Source organism: Streptomyces sp. NPDC054975 (assembly GCF_053609105.1).
The window spans coordinates 19,400-40,239 of the sequence record NZ_JBSGWV010000042.1; the positions used below are offsets into that span (position 1 = coordinate 19,400).

General features: G+C 70.9%; 16 protein-coding genes and 1 riboswitch. Of the genes, 11 read left to right on the plus strand and 5 right to left on the minus strand.

Annotated features, from left to right (window positions below):
- The first annotated feature begins 94 nt into the window (after nucleotides 1-94).
- From ACWF79_RS27495 to ACWF79_RS27505, 3 genes are all read left to right on the plus strand, one after another.
- Entirely contained in the window at nucleotides 95-982 is an 888-nt protein-coding gene (locus ACWF79_RS27495; RefSeq protein WP_453730846.1) for a FadR/GntR family transcriptional regulator, read from the plus strand.
- A 374-nt stretch (nucleotides 983-1,356) separates the two neighbouring features.
- Nucleotides 1,357-2,904, plus strand: a complete 1,548-nt coding sequence (locus ACWF79_RS27500) for an RNA polymerase sigma factor (protein ID WP_453730847.1) — start codon at nucleotides 1,357-1,359, stop codon at nucleotides 2,902-2,904.
- A 133-nt stretch (nucleotides 2,905-3,037) separates the two neighbouring features.
- Nucleotides 3,038-3,856: a serine protease gene (locus ACWF79_RS27505; RefSeq protein WP_453730848.1), complete on the plus strand. Its 819-nt coding sequence runs from the start codon at nucleotides 3,038-3,040 to the stop codon at nucleotides 3,854-3,856.
- 100 nt (nucleotides 3,857-3,956) lie between these two features.
- Here ACWF79_RS27505 and ACWF79_RS27510 read toward each other — a convergent pair whose 3' ends face one another.
- Nucleotides 3,957-4,187, minus strand: a complete 231-nt coding sequence (locus ACWF79_RS27510; RefSeq protein ID WP_137992866.1) for a DUF7455 domain-containing protein — start codon at nucleotides 4,185-4,187, stop codon at nucleotides 3,957-3,959.
- Nucleotides 4,188-4,620: 433 nt separating this feature from the next.
- Here ACWF79_RS27510 and ACWF79_RS27515 point away from each other — a divergent pair, with 433 nt between their 5' ends.
- From ACWF79_RS27515 to ACWF79_RS27525, 3 genes are all read left to right on the plus strand, one after another.
- Nucleotides 4,621-6,738 carry a DNA gyrase/topoisomerase IV subunit B gene (locus ACWF79_RS27515; protein WP_453730849.1) on the plus strand — a complete coding sequence of 706 codons (2,118 nt, stop codon included), beginning with the start codon at nucleotides 4,621-4,623 and terminating at the stop codon, nucleotides 6,736-6,738.
- A 173-nt stretch (nucleotides 6,739-6,911) separates the two neighbouring features.
- A complete protein-coding gene (locus ACWF79_RS27520) occupies nucleotides 6,912-7,439 on the plus strand; it encodes a DUF485 domain-containing protein (RefSeq protein ID WP_453730850.1) in 528 nt (175 codons plus the stop codon).
- On the plus strand, nucleotides 7,436-9,034 hold the full coding sequence (locus tag ACWF79_RS27525; protein WP_453730851.1) for a solute symporter family protein: 1,599 nt from the start codon (nucleotides 7,436-7,438) through the stop codon (nucleotides 9,032-9,034). Before ACWF79_RS27520 ends, ACWF79_RS27525 begins: the two co-directional genes overlap by 4 nt.
- Before the next feature lie 29 nt (nucleotides 9,035-9,063).
- On the opposite strand, the gene ACWF79_RS27530 is transcribed toward ACWF79_RS27525, so the two are convergent.
- Entirely contained in the window at nucleotides 9,064-9,747 is a 684-nt protein-coding gene (locus tag ACWF79_RS27530; protein ID WP_453730852.1) for a response regulator, read from the minus strand.
- The gene (locus tag ACWF79_RS27535) at nucleotides 9,744-11,423 is read right to left on the minus strand and encodes an ATP-binding protein (RefSeq protein ID WP_453730853.1); all 1,680 of its coding nucleotides are present in this window, start codon (nucleotides 11,421-11,423) and stop codon (nucleotides 9,744-9,746) included. The genes ACWF79_RS27530 and ACWF79_RS27535 overlap by 4 nt, the downstream gene beginning before the upstream one ends.
- A 395-nt stretch (nucleotides 11,424-11,818) precedes the next feature.
- Here ACWF79_RS27535 and ACWF79_RS27540 point away from each other — a divergent pair, with 395 nt between their 5' ends.
- Entirely contained in the window at nucleotides 11,819-12,883 is a 1,065-nt protein-coding gene (locus tag ACWF79_RS27540) for a CobW family GTP-binding protein (RefSeq protein WP_453730854.1), read from the plus strand.
- On the opposite strand, the gene ACWF79_RS27545 is transcribed toward ACWF79_RS27540, so the two are convergent.
- Nucleotides 12,880-15,336, minus strand: a complete 2,457-nt coding sequence (locus ACWF79_RS27545; RefSeq protein WP_453730855.1) for a DNA gyrase/topoisomerase IV subunit A — start codon at nucleotides 15,334-15,336, stop codon at nucleotides 12,880-12,882. The two genes, ACWF79_RS27540 and ACWF79_RS27545, sit on opposite strands and share 4 nt — an antisense overlap.
- Nucleotides 15,337-15,571: 235 nt before the next feature.
- Here ACWF79_RS27545 and ACWF79_RS27550 point away from each other — a divergent pair, with 235 nt between their 5' ends.
- The 4 genes from ACWF79_RS27550 (at nucleotide 15,572) to ACWF79_RS27565 (ending at nucleotide 20,371) form a co-directional block, all read left to right on the plus strand.
- Entirely contained in the window at nucleotides 15,572-16,918 is a 1,347-nt protein-coding gene (locus ACWF79_RS27550) for a M16 family metallopeptidase (RefSeq protein ID WP_453730856.1), read from the plus strand.
- 26 nt (nucleotides 16,919-16,944) lie between these two features.
- Nucleotides 16,945-18,312, plus strand: a complete 1,368-nt coding sequence (locus tag ACWF79_RS27555; protein WP_453730870.1) for a M16 family metallopeptidase — start codon at nucleotides 16,945-16,947, stop codon at nucleotides 18,310-18,312.
- Between the two features lie 212 nt (nucleotides 18,313-18,524).
- A riboswitch (cyclic di-AMP (ydaO/yuaA leader) is annotated at nucleotides 18,525-18,690 on the plus strand.
- A gap of 13 nt (nucleotides 18,691-18,703) precedes the next feature.
- A complete protein-coding gene (locus ACWF79_RS27560) occupies nucleotides 18,704-19,486 on the plus strand; it encodes a M23 family metallopeptidase (protein ID WP_453730857.1) in 783 nt (260 codons plus the stop codon).
- 183 nt (nucleotides 19,487-19,669) lie between these two features.
- The gene (locus tag ACWF79_RS27565) at nucleotides 19,670-20,371 is read left to right on the plus strand and encodes a GntR family transcriptional regulator (protein WP_453730858.1); all 702 of its coding nucleotides are present in this window, start codon (nucleotides 19,670-19,672) and stop codon (nucleotides 20,369-20,371) included.
- A gap of 165 nt (nucleotides 20,372-20,536) precedes the next feature.
- Here the strand turns inward: ACWF79_RS27565 and ACWF79_RS27570 are convergent, their stop codons facing one another.
- Nucleotides 20,537-20,818, minus strand: coding sequence for an HPr family phosphocarrier protein (locus ACWF79_RS27570; protein WP_361767649.1), 282 nt, complete (start codon nucleotides 20,816-20,818; stop codon nucleotides 20,537-20,539).
- Nucleotides 20,819-20,840 lie beyond the last annotated feature (22 nt).

The window sequence follows — 20,840 nt, forward strand, 5'->3', positions numbered from 1 at the left end:
TAATCGTCAATTGTGTAGGGGGTGCCGATCACCCTTTCGTGTGCTTTTCACCAAAGACCTCAAGGGTCGCGAGAGCAGCGCCGACAAAGGATGCGTGAGTACCCTTGCGCACACCATGATGACCGCCGCCCGCTCCGTCGACTCCGGCCTCGGCGCCCCGGGCGATCTCGATCGATACCCGTACGCGGAGGCGCCCGTCGCCGAGCGCGTGGGTCCGCCCTCCTGGGAGGGGGTGGAGACGGACCTCGGCCGGGTCGGTCGTCGCAGCGCCGGCAGCCGCGGCCGGGGGCTGCACGGCCAGCTCGTCCAGCAGCTCGGGCAGATGATCGTCTCCGGCGATCTCGGTGCCGACCGCCCGCTCGTCCCGGAGGAGATCGGGCAGCGCTTCGAGGTCTCCCGCACCGTCGTCCGCGAGTCGCTGCGCGTCCTGGAGGCCAAGGGCCTGGTCAGCGCCCGCCCGAACGTCGGCACCCGGGTCAGGCCCGTCAGCGACTGGAACCTGCTGGACCCCGACATCATCGAGTGGCGCGCCTTCGGCCCGCAGCGCGACGACCAGCGCCGTGAGCTGAACGAGCTGCGCTGGACCATCGAGCCCCTCGCCGCCCGCCTCGCCGCAGGTCACGGCCGCGACGACATCCAGCAGCGACTCTCCGACATGGTCGAGATCATGGGCCACGCCTATGCCCAGGGTGACGGCATCACCTTCTCCCGGGCCGACGCCGAGTTCCACTCCCTGCTCATCCAGCTCGCCGGCAACCGCATGCTGGAGCACCTCTCCGGCATCGTCGCCGCCGCACTCCAGGTCTCCGGCGGCCCCGTCACCGGCTGTGACCGCCCGGGAGAGTCCTGCCTGGGGCACCACGCGCGCATCGCCGACTGCCTCGCGACCGGAGACGCTCAGGGGGCCGAGGCCGCCATGCGGCAACTGCTCACGGTCCACCCGGAGGTGGAGCGCGTCGTGCCCGCCCCGCGCGAGCACTGACCCGCGGGCCGCGGCCGGGCGCGCGAGGCGCACGCACCGCGTGCCGTCGGAGCCGTGCGGAACCCGGGGATCACGGCGAGCCCCTGGGGCCGCGGGGGCTCCGACGGTGCGAATGTGCGACGAACGCCTGTTCTGTCCGTTTCGTCGCACATGGGGTGTGACTCGGGCCACGCGGATTGGGCGTAACACTCCTCGAAGCCGTGCGATGACCTAAGAGGTGACAGCCGAGGAAGGAATACAGCAGCCGTCTCAGGCGCTGTGCAGTTCCCCGGTCCAGCCCGCGCCGTCGGCACATTCCCCGTCGACGGTCGTCGGCTCCGGCCCGATCATGGGCGGGGCCGGAAGCCGTTTTCCATCGTTCCGAGAGGTTGTTCGTGTCGGCCAGCACATCCCGTACGCTCCCGCCGGAGATCGCCGAGTCCGAGTCTGTGATGGCGCTCATCGAGCGGGGAAAGGCTGATGGGCAGATCGCCGGCGATGACGTGCGTCGGGCCTTCGAGGCTGACCAGATTCCGCCAACCCAGTGGAAGAATGTTCTGCGCAGCCTCAACCAGATCCTCGAGGAAGAGGGTGTGACGCTGATGGTCAGTGCAGCGGAGTCGCCGAAGCGCGCCCGCAAGAGCGTCGCAGCGAAGAGCCCGGCCAAGCGCACCGCCACCAAGACCGTCACCGCCAAGACGACCGTGACGAAGACCGCCACGGCCGCAGCGGCGGCACCGGCGGCAGAGAGCGCGGACCCGGCCGACGAGGCCGGAGCGCCGGCCAAGAAGGCGGCCGCGAAGAAGACCGCCGCCAAGAAGACGGTGGCGAAGAAGGCCGTCGCCAAGAAGACGACGGCCAAGAAGACCGCCGCCAAGAAGGACGCCGACGAGGTCGTCGAGGGCGAGGAGCTTCTCGACGACGTCGCACCCGGCAAGGGTGAGGACGAAGAGGCCGAGGGCGAGAACAAGGGCTTCGTCCTGTCCGACGAGGACGAGGACGACGCTCCGGCGCAGCAGGTCGCCGTCGCCGGTGCCACCGCCGACCCGGTCAAGGACTACCTCAAGCAGATCGGCAAGGTCCCGCTGCTCAACGCCGAGCAGGAGGTCGAGCTCGCCAAGCGCATCGAGGCCGGTCTGTTCGCCGAGGACAAGCTGGCCAACTCCGACAAGCTGGCGCCCAAGCTCAAGCGTGAGCTGGAGATCATCGCCGAGGACGGCCGCCGCGCCAAGAACCACCTCCTGGAGGCCAACCTCCGTCTGGTGGTCTCGCTGGCCAAGCGCTACACCGGCCGCGGCATGCTCTTCCTGGACCTGATCCAGGAGGGCAACCTGGGTCTGATCCGCGCCGTCGAGAAGTTCGACTACACCAAGGGCTACAAGTTCTCCACGTACGCCACCTGGTGGATCCGTCAGGCGATCACCCGCGCCATGGCCGACCAGGCCCGCACCATCCGTATCCCGGTGCACATGGTCGAGGTCATCAACAAGCTCGCGCGCGTCCAGCGCCAGATGCTCCAGGACCTGGGCCGCGAGCCCACCCCGGAGGAGCTGGCCAAGGAGCTCGACATGACCCCGGAGAAGGTCATCGAGGTCCAGAAGTACGGTCGCGAGCCGATCTCCCTCCACACCCCGCTGGGTGAGGACGGCGACAGCGAGTTCGGCGACCTGATCGAGGACTCCGAGGCGGTCGTCCCGGCCGACGCGGTCAGCTTCACGCTCCTCCAGGAGCAGCTGCACTCCGTCCTCGACACGCTCTCCGAGCGTGAGGCCGGCGTGGTCTCCATGCGCTTCGGTCTCACCGACGGTCAGCCGAAGACGCTCGACGAGATCGGCAAGGTCTACGGCGTGACGCGCGAGCGCATCCGTCAGATCGAGTCGAAGACCATGTCGAAGCTGCGCCACCCGTCCCGTTCGCAGGTGCTGCGCGACTACCTCGACTAGTCCGCGCTTGTTCGAATCGAAGGGCCCGGTTCCCCGAAAAGGGGGCCGGGTCCTTCGGCATTGCGCGGGTGCACGGTGGGAAGGCCTGGACGACGCTGGGTGAAAAGACATCACCGGAGAGTCAGGAGGCTCTATGCGTCGCCCCATCGCCCGAGCAGTGACCACTGCCCTCGGCCTGCTCTCGGCGGCGGCCGGTCCGTTCGCCGCCGCCGCTCCCGTGGCCGCCGACAGCGTCGTGGTGGGCGGTCAGCCCACGACGGCCGAGGAGGCTCCGTGGGCCGTGGCGCTCTCCAGCCGTGACCGGTTCGGGGGTACGCGAGCGGGACAGTTCTGCGGGGGAGTGGTCGTGGCGCCCACGCGGGTGCTGACCGCGGCCCACTGTCTGGGCAGGGACGTCCTGGGAGGCGAGCCCGGGGACCTGGCCGACTTCAAGGTGATCGCGGGCCGGAGCACCCTGCTCGGCCAGGACGGCCACGAGGTGCTCGTCTCCCGCACCTGGATCAGTCCGGACTACGACCCGACGGCGAACACCCACGACCTCGCCGTACTGACGCTGGCGAGCCCGCTGCCGCAGTCCTACGTGATCAGGACCGCGGTCCCCGGGGACGCAGCCGAGGCGCCGGGGACAGCCGCGGACGTGTACGGATGGGGGGACACCACCGGAAACGGGACCTACGCGTCCACTCTGCGCTCGGCCCGCGTCGAGGTACGGCCCGACAGCGCGTGCGAGCGGGCCTACCCGGGCGGCTTCGGGGCCGCGTACCGGGCCGACACGATGCTGTGCGCGGGCGATCCCCAGGGCGGCAGGGACGCCTGCCAGGGGGACAGCGGCGGGCCGCTGGTGGCCGGCGGGCGGCTCATCGGGCTGGTGTCGTGGGGCAGCGGTTGCGGACAGCCCGAGAGCCCGGGCGTCTACACCCGCGTCTCGACGGTGCTGCCGGAGAACTTCTGAGCCTTCGGGTGCGAGAACGGGCGGTCACCCCCTGTATGCGGGGGTGACCGCCCGTCGTCCGATCAGCGACCGGCCCTTGGCTCGTCGTGGATGCGAGGCGTCAGCGGTCCTCGTCTACTGCCTTGGCCGGCACGTCGGTGAGCCGGTCCGTCTCATCCTGTATTTCCGCGGCGATCTTCTTGAGTTCCGGCTCGAACTTGCGACCGTGGTGGGCGCAGAAGAGCAAGTCACCACCGCTGGTCAGGACGACGCGCAGGTACGCCTGGGCGCCGCAGCGGTCGCAGCGGTCAGCGGCCGTCAGGGGGCTCGCGGGGGTCAGAACAGTAGTCACGTCGCCTCTTCTCTAGCTCGACGAGCTGTCGTACCAGGGTCAACATCCAACCAGGCCGAAAACGTTCCCGCTCGTGGCTTTTCCTCGAAACTTCTTCCCGAGGTGGCTGTCTGCTGCCGGTTGGCGGCGAATGAGCCGTATTGCGTCGCTCTACGGATTTCGCATTGCTTGTCTCGGTTTCGTCCTCCCGGCTGGGTTGCCGGTTGTTCATGAGGACGTGCCCGGAGCCTAAATGGTTCATGCCTGGAAGGGAACGTGATGTTCACGTCACCCCTTCGAGAGATCGAACACGCATGCGACTCTGCACTAGCATGAGAAATCAGGAGGGTGGCGTGACAACGGCTCTACCAGGCATCGGTACCCTCTGACCGGTGACCGACGCCGGGCCTTACCCCACCGGGCCAGTTTTCAAATTCAGCGAGGAGCGAACCGCGTGACCGCCGAGACGTCCGTGCCGTCCAGTGCGCTGCTGACCGCAGACCGTGACGGTTCCAACTACACCGCGCGGCACCTGCTCGTACTCGAAGGGCTCGAAGCGGTCCGCAAGCGCCCCGGTATGTACATCGGGTCCACCGACAGCCGCGGCCTCATGCACTGCCTCTGGGAGATCATCGACAACTCGGTCGACGAGGCTCTCGGGGGCTACTGCGACCACATCGACGTGATCCTCCACGACGACGGCTCCGTCGAGGTGCGCGACAACGGCCGGGGCATCCCGGTCGACGTCGAGCCCAAGACCGGGCTCTCCGGTGTCGAGGTCGTCATGACCAAGCTGCACGCGGGCGGAAAGTTCGGCGGCGGCTCGTACGCGGCCTCCGGCGGTCTGCACGGCGTCGGCGCGTCCGTGGTGAACGCGCTCTCGGCCCGGCTCGACGTCGAGGTCGACCGGAACGGCGCCACGCACGCGATCAGCTTCCGCCGCGGCGTCCCCGGCATCTTCACCGAGCAGGGCCCCGACAGCCCCTTCGACCCGTCGAACGGCCTGCTGAAGGGCAAGCGCGTCCCCAAGCCGCGCACCGGCACCCGCGTGCGGTACTGGGCGGACCGCCAGATCTTCCTCAAGGACGCCAAGCTCTCCCTGGAGCACCTGCACCAGCGAGCCCGGCAGACCGCCTTCCTCGTCCCCGGCCTGACCATCGTGGTCCGCGACGAGCGTGACCTGGACGGCGTGGGCAAGAGCGAGGAGACGTTCCGCTTCGACGGCGGCATCAGCGAGTTCTGCGAGTTCCTCGCCCAGGACAAGGCCGTCTGCGACGTGCTGCGGCTGACCGGGCAGGGCACCTTCAAGGAGACCGTCCCGGTCCTCGACGACCGCGGACACATGACGCCCACCGAGGTCACCCGTGAGCTGGGCGTCGACGTCGCCCTGCGCTGGGGCACCGGCTACGACACCACGGTCAGGTCGTTCGTCAACATCATCGCCACCCCCAAGGGCGGCACCCACGTCTCGGGCTTCGACCAGGCCATCACGAAGACGGTCAACGAGGTCCTGCGCTCCGCGAAGATGCTGCGCGTCGCCGAGGACGACATCGTCAAGGACGACGCCCTGGAGGGGCTCACGGCCGTCGTGACCGTCCGGCTGGCCGAGCCGCAGTTCGAGGGGCAGACCAAGGAGGTGCTCGGCACCTCGGCGGCCCGCCGGATCGTCGCCAACGTGGTCGCCAAGGAGCTGAAGGCCTTCCTGACGTCCACCAAGCGTGATGCCAAGGCCCAGGCCCGGGCGGTCCTGGAGAAGGCCGTGGCGGCCGCCAGGACCCGTATCGCGGCCCGCCAACACAAGGAGGCACAGCGCAGGAAGACCGCGCTGGAGTCCTCCTCCCTGCCGGCGAAGCTCGCCGACTGCCGCAGCGACGACGTGGAGCGCAGCGAGCTCTTCATCGTCGAGGGAGACTCCGCGCTCGGCACCGCCAAGCTCGCCCGGAACAGCGAGTTCCAGGCGCTGCTGCCGATCCGGGGCAAGATCCTCAACGTTCAGAAGTCCTCCGTCTCCGACATGCTCAAGAACGCCGAGTGCGGGGCGATCATCCAGGTCATAGGGGCCGGCTCGGGCCGTACCTTCGACATCGACGCGGCCCGCTACGGCAAGATCGTGCTCCTCGTCGACGCCGACGTCGACGGCGCGCACATCCGCTGCCTGCTGCTGACCCTCTTTCAGCGCTACATGCGCCCCATGGTCGAGGCCGGCCGGGTCTTCGCCGCCGTACCGCCGCTGCACCGGATCGAGCTCGTCCAGCCCAAGAAGGGCCAGGACAAGTACGTGTACACGTACTCGGACAACGAGCTGCGCCAGACCCTGCTCGAGTACCAGCGCAAGGGCATCCGGTACAAGGACTCCATCCAGCGCTACAAGGGCCTCGGTGAGATGGACGCCGACCAGCTGGCGGAGACCACGATGGACCCGCGCCACCGGACCCTGCGCCGGATCAACATCGGCGACCTGGACTCGGCCGAGCAGGTCTTCGACCTGCTCATGGGCAACGACGTGGCGCCCCGCAAGGAGTTCATCACCAGCTCCGCGGCGACGCTCGACCGTTCGCGGATCGACGCCTGACCGACTTCCGGACCCGGGCCGACCGGTACGCATATCGGCCCGGGCTCGTCGCACCACCTGGGCAGACCATCACCTGATGGGGTGAAGTGGGGGAGGAGAAGAGTCCAGGATCTTCCCGCTCTGTCCATTCTTGGCACGCGGCCGAAACGGTTCGCTGACAAGGAGAGTTCAGGGTGGAGAAGCACGAAGGGCCGGGCGTCCCCGCGGTGCGGATCGACGACCCCTGGTACGACGCACTGGCCTCCGGCTGGGGCGAGTCGGCCGACGCGGAGACTCCGGGCGCCGAAGCCGCCGGGCCGGCGGCCGGAGCGGCCGTGACGGCCGCCGGGGGCGTACCGCGGCAGCAGGCGGACGGCGGCGCGGCCGCCATCTATCTGGAGGTCCAGCGCAGCCCGGCCTTCCAGGAGGTACGCAGCCGCTACCGGAGGTTCGTGATCCCTGCGGCCCTGGCGTTCCTCCTCTGGTACCTCGCCTATGTCGTGGCGGCGACGGCGGCGCCGGGGCTGATGGCCCGGCCCGTCGTCGGCATGGTGAACGTGGCGATGCTCGCCGGGCTCGGGCAGTTCCTCACCACCTTCCTGCTGACCTGGGCCTACGCCCGGCATGCCCGGCTGCGCCGGGACCGGGCCGCCCTGGAACTGCGTTGGACCGTCTTCGACGAGACGCGGGCACAGGAGATGACGCGGGGAGCGCAGCGGTGACCAACGACCATCAGATGCTCGCGCTGCTGCTGTTCAGCGCCTTCGTCGCCGTGACCCTCGGGATCACCACCTGGGTGAGCAGGAACCGGCACGGCTCGGCCGAGGAGTTCTACGCCGGAGGCCGACTCTTCTCCCCCCTGGAGAACGGTTTCGCCATCGCGGGCGACTACATGTCCGCCGCCTCCTTCCTCGGCATCTCCGGCCTGATCGCGCTCTTCGGCTACGACGGCATGCTGTACTCCGTCGGCTTCCTCGTCGCCTGGCTGGTCGTCCTCCTCCTGATCGCCGAACTGGTCCGCAACTGCGGCCGGTTCACGCTCGCCGACGTCGTCGCGGCCCGCATGGCGGAGCGCCCCGTCAGGATCGCCGCCGGCACCTCCTCCGTCACCGTCTCCGTGCTCTACCTGGTGGCCCAGATGGTCGGTGCGGGCAGCCTGGTCGCGCTCCTCCTCGGAGGTACGAGCGAGGCGGCCCGCTCCTGGACCGTGATCGGCGTCGGCGCCCTGATGGTGATCTACGTGTCGCTCGGCGGGATGCGGGCCACCACCTGGATCCAGATCGTCAAGGCCGTGCTGCTCATGGCCGGCACGATCGCCCTCACCGTGCTGGTCCTGCTCCGCTTCCACGGGGACTTCAACCAGCTGCTCGCCACGGCCGCCGAACACAGCGGCCACGGAAGGGACTTCCTCGCACCGGGACTGCGCTACGGGGGCGGGTGGACCGCCCGTCTGGACTTCATCAGCCTCGGTCTCGCGCTGGTCCTGGGCACGGCGGGCCTGCCGCACATCCTGTCCCGGTTCTACACCGTGCCGACCGCGCGGGCCGCCCGCCGCTCGGTCGTCTGGGCCATCGGACTCATCGGCGGCTTCTACCTCATGACGATCGTCCTCGGCTTCGGTGCCGCCGCGATCATCGGCTCCGACGCCGTCCGCGCCTCCAACGCCGCCGGGAACACGGCCGTACCGCTGCTCGCCCTCGATCTCGGCGGGGGAGCGGGTTCGACCGGCGGCACGGTGCTGTTCGCGATCGTCGCCGCCATCGCCTTCGCGACCATCCTGGCCGTCGTCGCCGGCATCACGCTCGCCTCGTCCGCCTCCGTCGCCCACGACCTGTACGCCTCGCTGCGCCGCCGGGGCGATCGGGCGAAGCCGTACAGCGAGGTCACCGTGGCGCGGATCGCCGCGGCCGTGATCGGCGCGGCCGCGATCGGGCTCGGCCTGCTCGCCCGCGACCTCAACGTGGCGTTCCTGGTCGGCCTCGCCTTCGCGGTCGCCGCCTCCGCCAACCTGCCGGTGCTGCTCTACTCGCTGTTCTGGCGGAACTTCACCACGCGCGGCGCCGTCTGGTCGGTCTACGGAGGGCTCGTCCCGGCGGTGCTGCTCGTCGTCCTCTCACCGGTCGTCTCCGGCAGCCCCGAGGCGCTCTTCCCCGGCGTGGACTTCCATGTCTTCCCGCTCCAGAACCCCGGCCTCGTCTCCATCCCGCTCGGCTTCCTGGCGGGCTGGATCGGCACCGTCACCTCCGCCGAGCCGCCGGACGCGGCCAAGCACGCGGAGACGGAGGTCAGGGCGCTGACGGGGGCCGGGGCGGTCTGAGGGGCGGTCGGAGGGGATCCTTCCGGCCCTCAGACCGTGGCCTTCACCCAGACGTACCGGTGCTCGGGGCGGCCCGTCTCGCCGTACTTCAGCGAGAGCCGCACCCGGCCCGCCCGTTCGAGCAGCTTCAGATAGCGCTGGGCGGTCTGGCGGCTCACCCCCGCCCGCTCCGCGATCTCCTGCGTGGACAGGGCACCGTCGGCGGCCAGCAGCACCTGGCGTACGAGTTCGGCGGTGGTGGGGGAGTGGCCCTTCGGGAGGTCCGGCTCCACGGCCCCCGCGGAGAGGGCGCCGAAGATGCGGTCGACCTCGGCCTGTTCGGCCTCGCCGCCGCTTTCGAGGGTGTGGCGCAGGGCCGCGTACGCCTCCAGCCTGGTGCGCAGCCCGGCGAAGGCGAAGGGCTTGACCAGGTACTGCAGGGCGCCGTGGCGCATCGCCGCCTGGACGGTCGCCACGTCGCGCGCCGCCGTCACCATGATCACGTCGGTCTGGTGGCCGAGGCGGCGCAGCTCCCGTACGACCGCGAGGCCGTTCTCGTCCGGCAGGTAGTGATCGAGGAGGATCAGGTCGACCGGGACCTCGCTCAGCCGGGCGAGCGCCTCCGCCGTGGAGTGGGCGGTCGCGACGACCCGGAAGCCGGGCACCTTGGTCACGTAGGCCGCGTTGATCCGCGCGACGCGGGTGTCGTCGTCCACGACCAGTACGTCGATCATCGCGGCTCTCCCACGGCGGCAGCCTGCTCCGCCGGCTCCGGCTCGTTCAGCGCCTCCGGCAGGACGACGGTGAACTCGGCGCCGTCGCCCGGCCCCGTGCCGACCCGGGCGGTGCCGCCCTGACGTTCGGCGAGCCGCCGCACCAGGGCCAGGCCCAGGCCCCGCTTGCCGTGCGAGGGCAGCTCCTTCGTGGTCCAGCCCTCGGTGAAGATGAGTTCGCGCCGGTCGTCCGGGACGCCCGGCCCGCTGTCGGTGACCCGCAGGACGGCCGTACGGCCCTCGGCCCGCAGGGCGATCTCGACGCGTGCGTCGACGGTGCCCGCGGCGGCGTCCAGGGCGTTGTCGACGAGGTTTCCGACGACCGTGACCAGCTCGCGGGGGTCGACCAGCCGGTCGGGGAGGAGCGAGTCGGCCGAGATCCGCAAGGACACGCCCCGCTCGGCGGCGACCGTGGCCTTGCCGACCAGGAGCGCGGCGAGCAGCGGGTCGTGGATCTTCTCCGTGACCTGCTCGGCGGTGGCCCGGTGGACGCCGACGACCTCGGTGACGAACTCGACCGCCTCGTCGTGCATCTCCAGCTCCAGCAGGCCCAGGAGGGTGTGCAGCCGGTTGGCGTGCTCGTGGTCCTGGGCGCGGAGGGCGTCGATGAGGCCCCGGGTGGAGTCCAGCTCGCGGCCGAGCCGCTCCAGCTCGGTCCGGTCGCGCAGGGTCGCGACCGCGCCGCCGTCGTCCGTCGGCATCCGGTTGGCGATCAGCACGCGGTTGCCCCGGACGGTCACCAGGTCCTTGCCCGTGACCCGGCCGGCGAGCACATCGGCCGTACGACCCGGGCCGAGGGTCTCCTCCAGCGGTCTCCCGGTCGCTTCGGGGCCTATGCCGAGCAGCCGCTGCGCCTCGTCGTTCATCAGCCGGACGCGGCCGGTGCGGTCCAGGGCGACGACGCCCTCGCGGATGCCGTGGAGCATGGCCTCGCGTTCGGCGAGGAGCGCGGAGATGTCCGAGAACGCCAGGTCGTGGGTCTGCCGCTGGAGCCTGCGGGAGATCAGGTACGCGGCCAGGGCGCCGGCCGCCAGGGCGCCGCCCGCGTACGCCAGGAGCCCGGGGATCGCTCCGAGGAGCCGGTCGTGGACGCTGTCGTACTCGATGCCGACGGAGACCGCGCCGACGATGGCCCCGTCCGCGTCCCGTAGAGGGGCCTTGCCACGGGCGGAGCGGCCGAGGGTGCCGTTGTCGATCTCCATGACCTCGCGGCCCGACAGGGCGGCGCTGGGGTCCGTGGAGACGATCTTGCCGATCTGCCTCCGGTCGGTGTGGGACCAGCGGACGCCCCGGGTGTCCATGACCACGACGTACTCGGCGCCCGTGGCCAGCCGGATCCGTTCGGCCTCCTGCTGCACCGGGCCCTCGGCGGAGGGCCTGGAGGTCTGCAGCGCGCCCGCGACCTCGGGGGAGGCGGTGGTCTCGGCGATGGCCAGGGCGCGTCGCATGGCCTGGTCGTCGAGCTGGTCGCTCAGCGGCGCGAGGAAGAGGCCGGTGGCCAGGACGGTGACGCCGGCGGCGATGGCCAGCTGCATGAGGAGGACCTGGGCGAAGACCCGCCGCGGCCAGCCGAAACGCCTGCGCCGCGCGGGGGGCGGCGCGTGGCGTGGCGTGGGGGCGGTCGGTGCGGAGGTCATGCGGGAACGGTACGGGGGTGGGGGCTGGGACCGGAAATGTGCGGGGCCCTTGGGCGGGCGGCGGGGCCCTTGGGGGGGCGCGGTGGGGGCCGGGTGCGGGGCGTGTGGGACGAGAGCGGGGGCGTGGGTGCGGGGGCGTGGGTGTGTGGGGTGGGTGCGGGTGCCGGGCGGCTGCGGGTCGTGGGGGTGCGCCCGGCCTTCGGCCGGGCTGGGGTTCCCAGCCGCACCACCCGTGCGGCTGGGAAGGCAGAGGTGCGGGTCCGCCTGTGGGTGGTGCCCCGCCGTCGGCGGCCGGAGCCCGTGTGATCGTGTCGTCAGCCGACTGCGGGCTCGGGGTTCCTGGGCGGCGTGCCTATTCTGGGGGCTTTGACCGGGTCGAGTCTTCGGAGGTTTCCTTGACCACGCAGCAGATTCCCGTCGTCGTCCTCTCGGGGTTCCTCGGGTCGGGGAAGACGACGCTGCTCAACCATCTGCTGCGCAGCGCCCGGGGTACCCGGATCGGTGTCATGGTCAACGACTTCGGTGACATCGGGATCGACGCCATGACCGTCGCCGGACAGGTCGGCTCCACCGTCTCGCTCGGCAACGGCTGCCTGTGCTGCGCCGTCGACGCGAGTGAGCTGGACGAGTACCTGGAGGTGCTCACCCGCCCCGAGGCCCGGCTCGACGTGATCGTCATCGAGGCGAGCGGCCTTGCCGAGCCCCAGGAGCTGGTGCGGATGGTGCTCGCCAGCGAGAACGAGCGGGTGGTGTACGGCGGGCTCGTGCAGGTCGTCGACGCCGCCGAGTTCGCGCGCACCCGGGCCACGCACCCCGAGACCGACCGGCACCTCGCCCTCGCCGACCTGGTCGTCGTCAACAAGTCCGACCGAGTGGCGGAGGCGGAGCTGGACGCCGTCCACGAGGCCGTCACGCGGCTCGCGGGGCCCGCCGCGGTGGTCCGCGCCGCGCACGGCCGGGTCGACCCGGAACTCCTCTTCGACCGGGTCGTGCCCGAGGGGGAGATCGAGGGGCAGATGTCGATCGAGGACCTGCTCTACGGGGACGACGACGCACACGACCACCCGCACGCCGCCTACGAGACCCTCTCCCTGGCCTCGGACACCCCGCTCCACCCCCGCAGGCTCATGGAGTTCCTCGACTCCCGCCCCGAGGGCCTCTACCGCATCAAGGGCTTCCTCGACTTCGGCGCCGCCGACCCGGCCAACCGCTACGCGGTGCACGCCGTCGGCCGGTTCCTGCGCTTCTACCCCGAGCCCTGGGCGGCCGGGCAGGAGCGGCTCACCCAGCTCGTCCTCATCGGCTCCGGCATCGACGCCGGCGCCCTGCGCAAGGAGCTCGACGGCTGCCGCGTGAACGGCCCGCAGGACGCCCCCGACGAGCACAGCATGTGGGGCGTCCTGCGGTACGTACAGCAGTCGGACTCGGAACCGGACGAGCAGCCGGCCGACGAGGTCTAGCTCGCCGGACCCGCCACCACCGCGACCGGCTTCGGCAGCGGGGTGCCCGAGCCGTCCCGGCGGGGGTCGATGTCGGGCAGCTCCACCGGCGTGCCGTTCTCCTGTGCGGCGTACGCCGGGGTCGCGCCCGCCCACGCCAGGGTGAGCACGTCCTCGCCCTTCAGGAACCGCTGGCAGCGCACACCACCGGTCGCACGGCCCTTGCGGGGGTACTGGTCGAACGGCGTCAGCTTCGCCGACGTACCGGACCCGTCGTCCAGCGTGCCCGTGGAGCCCGCGACCGTGAAGACGACCGCGTCCGCCGCCGGGTCCACCGCCGTGAACGAGATCACCTCGGCGCCCTCCGCCAGCTTGATCCCCGCCATACCGCCCGCCGGGCGGCCCTGCGGGCGTACCTGCGCGGCCTGGTAGCGCAGCAGTTGGGCGTCGGAGGTGATGAAGACCAGGTCCTCCTCGCCCGTCCGCAGCTCGGTCGCACCGACGATCCGGTCACCCTCCTTGAGGGTGATGACCTCCAGCTCCTCCTTGTTCGCCGGGTAGTCCGGGACCACCCGCTTCACCACGCCCTGCAGCGTGCCGAGCGCCAGACCCGGCGAGGACTCGTCGAGCGTGGTCAGGCAGACCACCGTCTCGTCCTCCTCCAGGGTCAGGAACTCCGTCAACGGCGCCCCGCCCGCCAGGTTCGGCGCGGCGGCCGTGTCCGGCAGCTGGGGCAGGTCGATGACCGCGATGCGCAGCAGCCGTCCCGCCGACGTCACCGCACCGACGTCACCACGCTGCGTCGCCGGGACCGCCGACACGATCGCGTCGTGCTTGGCCCGCTTGCCCTCCTGCGCGGCCGGGAGCGCCTCCGTCACCGTCCGGGCCAGCAGGCCCGTCGAGGACAGCAGGACCCGGCACGGGTCGTCCGCGACCTCCAGGGACGTGGCCGCGACTGGCGCACCCGCCGACTCCAGCAGGACCGTCCGCCGGTCGGTGCCGAACTTCTTCGCCACCGCCGCCAGTTCCGACGAGACCAGCTTGCGCAGCTCGTTGTCGGACTCCAGGATCCCGGTCAGCTCGTCGATCTCGCCGTTGAGCCGGTCGCGCTCGGTCTCCAGCTCGATCCGGTCGAACTTGGTGAGCCGGCGCAGGGGGGTGTCCAGGATGTACTGCGTCTGGATCTCGCTCAGCGAGAAGCGCTCGATCAGCCGCTCCTTCGCCTGCGCCGAGTTGTCGCTGGAGCGGATGAGGCGGATGACCTCGTCGATGTCGAGCAGTGCGACGAGCAGGCCCTCGACCAGGTGCAGCCGGTCGCGCTTCTTGCCCCGGCGGAACTCGGAGCGGCGGCGCACCACGTCGAAGCGGTGGTCGAGATAGACCTCCAGGAGCTCCTTGAGGCCCAGTGTGAGCGGCTGGCCGTCGACCAGCGCCACGTTGTTGATGCCGAAGGACTCCTCCATCGGCGTCAGCTTGTAGAGCTGCTCCAGGACGGCCTCCGGCACGAAGCCGTTCTTGACCTCGATGACCAGGCGCAGACCGTGGTTGCGGTCGGTGAGGTCCTTGACGTCCGCGATGCCCTGGAGCTTCTTGGAGCCGACCAGGTCCTTGATCTTGGAGATGACCTTCTCCGGGCCGACCGTGAACGGCAGCTCGGTGACGACGATGCCCTTGCGGCGGGCGGTCACGGTCTCGATCGTCGCCGTGGCGCGGATCTTGAACGTGCCGCGGCCGTTCTCGTACGCGTCCTTGATTCCGGAGAGGCCGACGATCCGGCCGCCGGTGGGCAGGTCGGGGCCGGGCACGAAGCGCATGAGCGCCTCAAGGTCCGCGTTCGGGTGGCGGATCAGGTGCCGGGCGGCCGCGATGACCTCGCCCAGGTTGTGCGGGGGCATGTTCGTCGCCATGCCGACCGCGATCCCGGAGGCGCCGTTGACCAGCAGGTTCGGGTACGCGGCGGGCAGCGCGACCGGCTCCTGCTCCTGGCCGTCGTAGTTCGGCGTGAAGTCGACGGTGTCCTCGTCGATCGACTCCGTCATCATCAGCGCCGCGGCGGCCATCTTCGACTCGGTGTACCGCATGGCGGCCGGCGGGTCGTCGTTGCCCAGCGAGCCGAAGTTGCCGTGGCCGTCGACCAGCGGGAGGCGCATGGAGAAGGGCTGGGCCATGCGCACCATCGCGTCGTAGATCGACGCGTCGCCGTGCGGGTGCAGCTTGCCCATGACCTCGCCGACGACACGGGCGCACTTCACATAGCCGCGGTCGGGGCGGAGCCCCATCTCGTTCATCTGGTACACGATGCGGCGCTGCACCGGCTTCATGCCGTCGCGGGCGTCCGGCAGCGCGCGGGAGTAGATCACCGAGTACGCGTACTCGAGGAAGGAGCCCTGCATCTCGTCGACGACGTCGATGTCGAGGATTCGCTCCTCGAACGCGTCGTCCGGCGGCGGTGTCTTCGTGCTGCGGCGGGCCATCGCGGCTGCGGCTCCTTCACCAACAAGGTTGATCTGACGCGGACCATTGTGGACCGTCCCACCGACAACGCCGACCGCGACCCGGGCATGGCCCGTCCCGAGCGGCCCGTGACCCGTACGCGACACCCGCGCGACCCGGAAGAGGGACGCCGTGAACCTGTGGGAACTTCGCGAGGTGTCGGTGCGCTTGCATAGGGTGGCAGGACTTTTCCATATCGCGATCGAAGGGACGTACATGCCCATGGGTCACACGGCCACGGCAGAGGCCGGCTCCGGCGGCCTGACAGCGACCGAGCACCGGCTGGCCAACGGCCTGCGCGTGGTGCTCTCCGAGGACCACCTGACCCCGGTCGCCGCGGTGTGCCTCTGGTACGACGTCGGCTCCCGCCACGAGGTCGCCGGCCGCACGGGCCTCGCCCACCTCTTCGAGCACCTGATGTTCCAGGGCTCGAAGCAGGTCCACGGCAACGGCCACTTCGAGCTGGTGCAGGGCGCGGGCGGCTCGCTCAACGGCACGACGAGCTTCGAGCGCACGAACTACTTCGAGACCATGCCCGCCCACCAGCTGGAGCTCGCGCTCTGGCTGGAGGCGGACCGCATGGGCTCCCTGCTGGCCGCCCTGGACGACGAGTCGATGGAGAACCAGCGGGACGTCGTCAAGAACGAGCGCCGCCAGCGGTACGACAACGTGCCCTACGGCACGGCCTTCGAGAAGCTGACCGCCCTCGCCTACCCCGAGGGCCACCCCTACCACCACACGCCGATCGGCTCCATGGCCGACCTGGACGCGGCGACGCTGGAGGACGCGCGGGCCTTCTTCCGTACGTACTACGCGCCGAACAACGCGGTCCTCTCGGTCGTCGGCGACATCGACCCGGCGCGGACGCTGGCCTGGATCGAGAAGTACTTCGGCTCCATCCCGTCCCACGACGGCAAGCTGCCGCCGCGCGACGGCACGCTGCCCGACACGATCGGGGAGCAGCTGCGCGAGGTCGTCGAGGAGGAGGTGCCGGCCCGCGCGCTGATGGCGGCCTACCGGCTCCCGCACGACGGCACGCGCGCGTGCGACGCCGCCGACCTCGCCCTGACCGTCCTCGGTGGCGGCGAGTCCTCCCGGCTCCACAACCGCCTGGTGCGCCGCGACCGCACGGCCGTGGCCGCCGGCTTCGGCCTGCTGCGGCTGGCCGGCGCGCCCTCGCTGGGCTGGCTCGACGTCAAGACCTCCGGCGGTGTCGAGGTCCCCGAGATCGAGGCGGCCGTCGACGAGGAGCTGGCCCGGTTCGCCGCCGAGGGCCCGACGCCCGAGGAGATGGAGCGCGCCCAGGCCCAGTTGGAGCGCGAGTGGCTGGACCGGCTCGGCACGGTCGCGGGCCGCGCCGACGAACTGTGCCGCTACGCGGTCCTGTTCGGCGACCCGCAGCTCGCCCTGACCGCCGTCAACCGGGTCCTGGACGTCACCGCCGAGGAGGTGCGGGCGGTCGCCGAGGCCCAGCTGCGCCCGGACAACCGCGCGGTGCTGGTCTACGAGCCCATCGGTACCGAACAGAGCGACAGCGACGAGGAAGAGGGAGCGGACCAGTGACCGACGCTGCCGCGTCTTTGACGAGCATGACGTTCCACCCGCAGCCGGAGCCGGGCACGGCCAAGCCCTGGGCCTTCCCCGCCCCGGAGCGCGGATCCCTGGACAACGGCCTGACGGTGCTGCGCTGCCACCGCCCCGGCCAGCAGGTCGTGGCCGTCGAGATCTTCCTCGACGCTCCCCTGGAGGCCGAGCCCGCCGGTCTCGACGGTGTCGCCACGATCATGGCCCGCGCCCTCTCCGAGGGCACCGACCAGCACACCGCCGAGGAGTTCGCCGCCGAGCTGGAGCGCTGCGGCGCCACGCTCGACGCGCACGCCGACCACCCGGGCGTACGGGTCTCCCTGGAGGTTCCCGTCTCCCGGCTGCCCAAGGCGCTCGGGCTGCTCTCCGAGGCCCTCATCGCGCCGGCGTTCCTCGACACCGAGGTCGAGCGCCTGGTGCGCAACCGGCTCGACGAGATCCCGCACGAGACGGCCAACCCGGCCCGCCGGGCGGCAAAGCAGCTCTCCAAGGAGCTCTTCCCGGCCGAGTCCCGCATGTCCCGGCCGCGCCAGGGCACCGAGGAGACGGTGAAGGCGATCGACGCCGCCGCCGTCCGCGCCTTCTTCCAGGCACACATCCGTCCGTCCACGGCGACCGCCGTGGTCGTCGGTGACCTGACCGACGTGGACCTGGACAAGGTCCTCGCCGAGTCTCTGGGCGCCTGGACGGGAGACAGTGCGGAGCCGCGGCCCGTCCCGCCGATCACGGCCGACGACACCGGCCGTGTGGTCATCGTCGACCGGCCGGGCGCCGTCCAGACCCAGCTGCTGATCGGCCGCGTGGGCGCCGACCGGCACGACCGCGTCTGGCCCGCCCAGGTCCTCGGCACGTACTGCCTCGGCGGCACGCTCACCTCCCGCCTGGACCGCGTCCTGCGCGAGGAGAAGGGCTACACCTACGGCGTGCGGGCCTTCGGCCAGGTCCTGCGCTCCGACGCCGAGGGCAACGGCGCCGCGATGCTCGCCATCAGCGGTTCCGTGGACACCCCCAACACGGGCCCGGCACTTGACGACCTGTGGAAGGTGCTGCGCACCCTCGCCGCCGAAGGCCTCACGGACGCCGAGCGCGACGTGGCCGTGCAGAACCTGGTGGGTGTGGCGCCGCTCAAGTACGAGACCGCCGCGTCCGTCGCGGGGACGCTCGCCGACCAGGTCGAGCAGCACCTCCCGGACGACTACCAGGCGCAGTTGTACGCGCGCCTCGCCGAGACCGGCACGGTCGAGGCGACCGCGGCCGTCGTCAACGCCTTCCCGGTGGACCGGCTCGTCACCGTGCTCGTGGGTGACGCGGCGCAGATCGCGGAGCCGGTGCGCGCCCTCGGTATCGGTGAAGTGACCGTCGTCACCGGCTGATTGAGCCGACCGGAGCCGCGCTCCGGAGGCAGGTGAGGACCCCGACGTCACGGTACGTCGGGGTCCTCCTCTTTGTCCGTATTGCTGGAGAGGGTGATCGTTTGCCCTGTGGCATGTCTTACAAACTGGCGTGTCTGTTTGGTGATTGAAAGATGGTCCGCATAGCGTCGGTCCGGCTGTTCGCCAGTTGCACCCGCCGCACCCGCGGCATCGGACAGTCATCGCCGAGTCCCCGTCAGGCGCGAGCCTGGGGAGCCGGGGACCCATACGTAGTCCCTGGGGTGAATCGGACGCCTTCGCACCCGTGCGGAGGGGCCCGTAGGAGACCTTCCTGCTCCGAACCCGTCAGCTAACCCGGTAGGCGAGAAGGAAGGAAAGGATCAGCCTCTACATGGCGTTCACCCGTGCCACCGGGAAGCATCGTGGTCCGAGCCGTCTGGCGCGCCGCGGCGCAGGCATCGCCGGCATCGCGACCCTCGCCACCACCGGCGTCATCGGCACCCTGGCTTCCCCGGCGCTCGCCGACACGGAGGCCCCCTCCCCGGAGGACACCGGCCTGACCCAGGTCGTCGCCGCCGACGAGGCTCTCGCCGACACCCTCGACGCCCAGGCCGCCGCCCAGGAGCGCGAGGCCGCCGAGGCGGAGGCGAAGCGCGTCGCCGAGGCCCGCGCCAAGGCGGAGGCCAAGCGCAAGGCGGAGGCCCGCGCCAAGGAGATCCGCGAGGCCAAGGAGCGCGCCGCCCGTGAGGCCGAGCGCAAGCGCCTGAACTCCTTCCAGCTCCCCGTGGCCGGCTCGTACGTCTCCACCGGCTACCAGACCGGCGGCTCGCTGTGGTCCTCCGGCAGCCACTCCGGCGTCGACTTCCACGCCGCCTACGGCACCAAGGTCGTCTCCGTCGGCTCCGGCACCGTCGTCGAGGCCGGCTGGGGCGGCGCGTACGGCAACAACATCGTCATCCGGATGAACGACGGCACGTACACCCAGTACGGTCACCTCTCGGCCATCAGTGTCTCCGTCGGCCAGTCCGTCACCCCGGGCCAGCAGATAGGCATCTCCGGCTCCACCGGCAACTCGACCGGCCCGCACCTCCACTTCGAGGCCCGCACCACCGCCGAGTACGGCTCCGACATCAACCCGGTCGCGTACCTGCGCGCCCGTGGCGTGAACGTCTGACCCGTCCGACCGGCGAGGCCCCAGCGCACGTCGAAAAGCCCCGGCTCGTACTGAGCCGGGGCTTTTCGCTGCCCCGTTGGCCAAAAGATATCCATGATTTCTGAGGAGCCGTCGGAAATACCCCTCCGCTGCAATAGAGTCGCCGGACAACCGGTTTCGCGCGTATTAAGGCGGAGGTCGATCATGCGCATTCCCGCGCACTCGGTGTGCACGGCGATCCGGGACGACATCGTCACCGGCGTCTTCGAGCGCGGCAGCCGGCTGACCGAGGAGCAGCTGGCCCGTCGGTACGGAGTCTCCCGCGTCCCGGTCCGCGAGGCGCTGCGCACCCTGGAGTCCGAGGGCTTCGTGATCACCCGCCGCCACGCGGGCGCCCAGGTGGCCGAGCCCACCGAGCAGGAGGCGGCGGACCTCCTGGACATGCGGTCGCTGCTCGAACCGCTCGGCGCGGCCCGCGCCGCCCACCGTCGTACCGAGGCGCACCTCAAGGTGCTGCGCGGCCTGGTCAGGCTGGGGCAGGAGCGCGCCAGGCGCGGCCAGGGGGACGACCTGCGCTCGCTCGGCGGCTGGTTCCACGAGACCCTGGCGCAGGCCTCGGGCAGCCCGGCGCTCACCGCCCTGCTCACCCAACTGCGGCACAAGATCGCCTGGATGTACGCGGTCGAGGTCCCCGCCCAGCCCGTGGAGGCCTGGGCGGAGCACGGGGCGATCGTGGACGCGGTGGCGCGCGGCGACGCCGAACGGGCCCGTTCCCTGACCGCGCTGCACGCCGAACGCTCCCTGCTGCTGCACCGGCTGAAGCTCCCCGAGCGGGCCGGCCGGCCGGGAAGCGGGCGTGTGAGGACTTCGCAACACGTCGTCAACATCGCGAGCGGCCGGAATTAACGAGCGGGCCGTATACAAAGAGCGTTGAATTCAGGCGCTTTCTTCGTGCTGCCCGGAAACGGTTCGAAATCGGTTGGCGGGAACGAAGAAGCCGCACCCGCCGGCATTTCGGCGTGTGCGGCTTCCTCGGAATATCGAGCCGGAGGAAATCCGGTCGGAAATCCGTCAGACGGTCTCGGGGAGCTCCTCGAGCCCCTCGGCAACCAGCTTCGCCAGACGGTCGAGCGCGACCTCGGCGCCCTCGGCGTCCGAAGCGAGCACGATCTCCTCGCCGCCCTGCGCGCCCAGACCGAGCACCGCGAGCATCGACGCGGCGTTCACCGGGTTGCCATCGGCCTTGGCGATCGTCACGGGGACGCCGGAGGCCGTGGCGGCACGGACGAAGATGGAGGCGGGGCGGGCGTGCAGGCCCTCGGCCCAACCGACGTTGACGCGGCGCTCAGCCATGGTGTTGCCCTTCAAGTCTCAA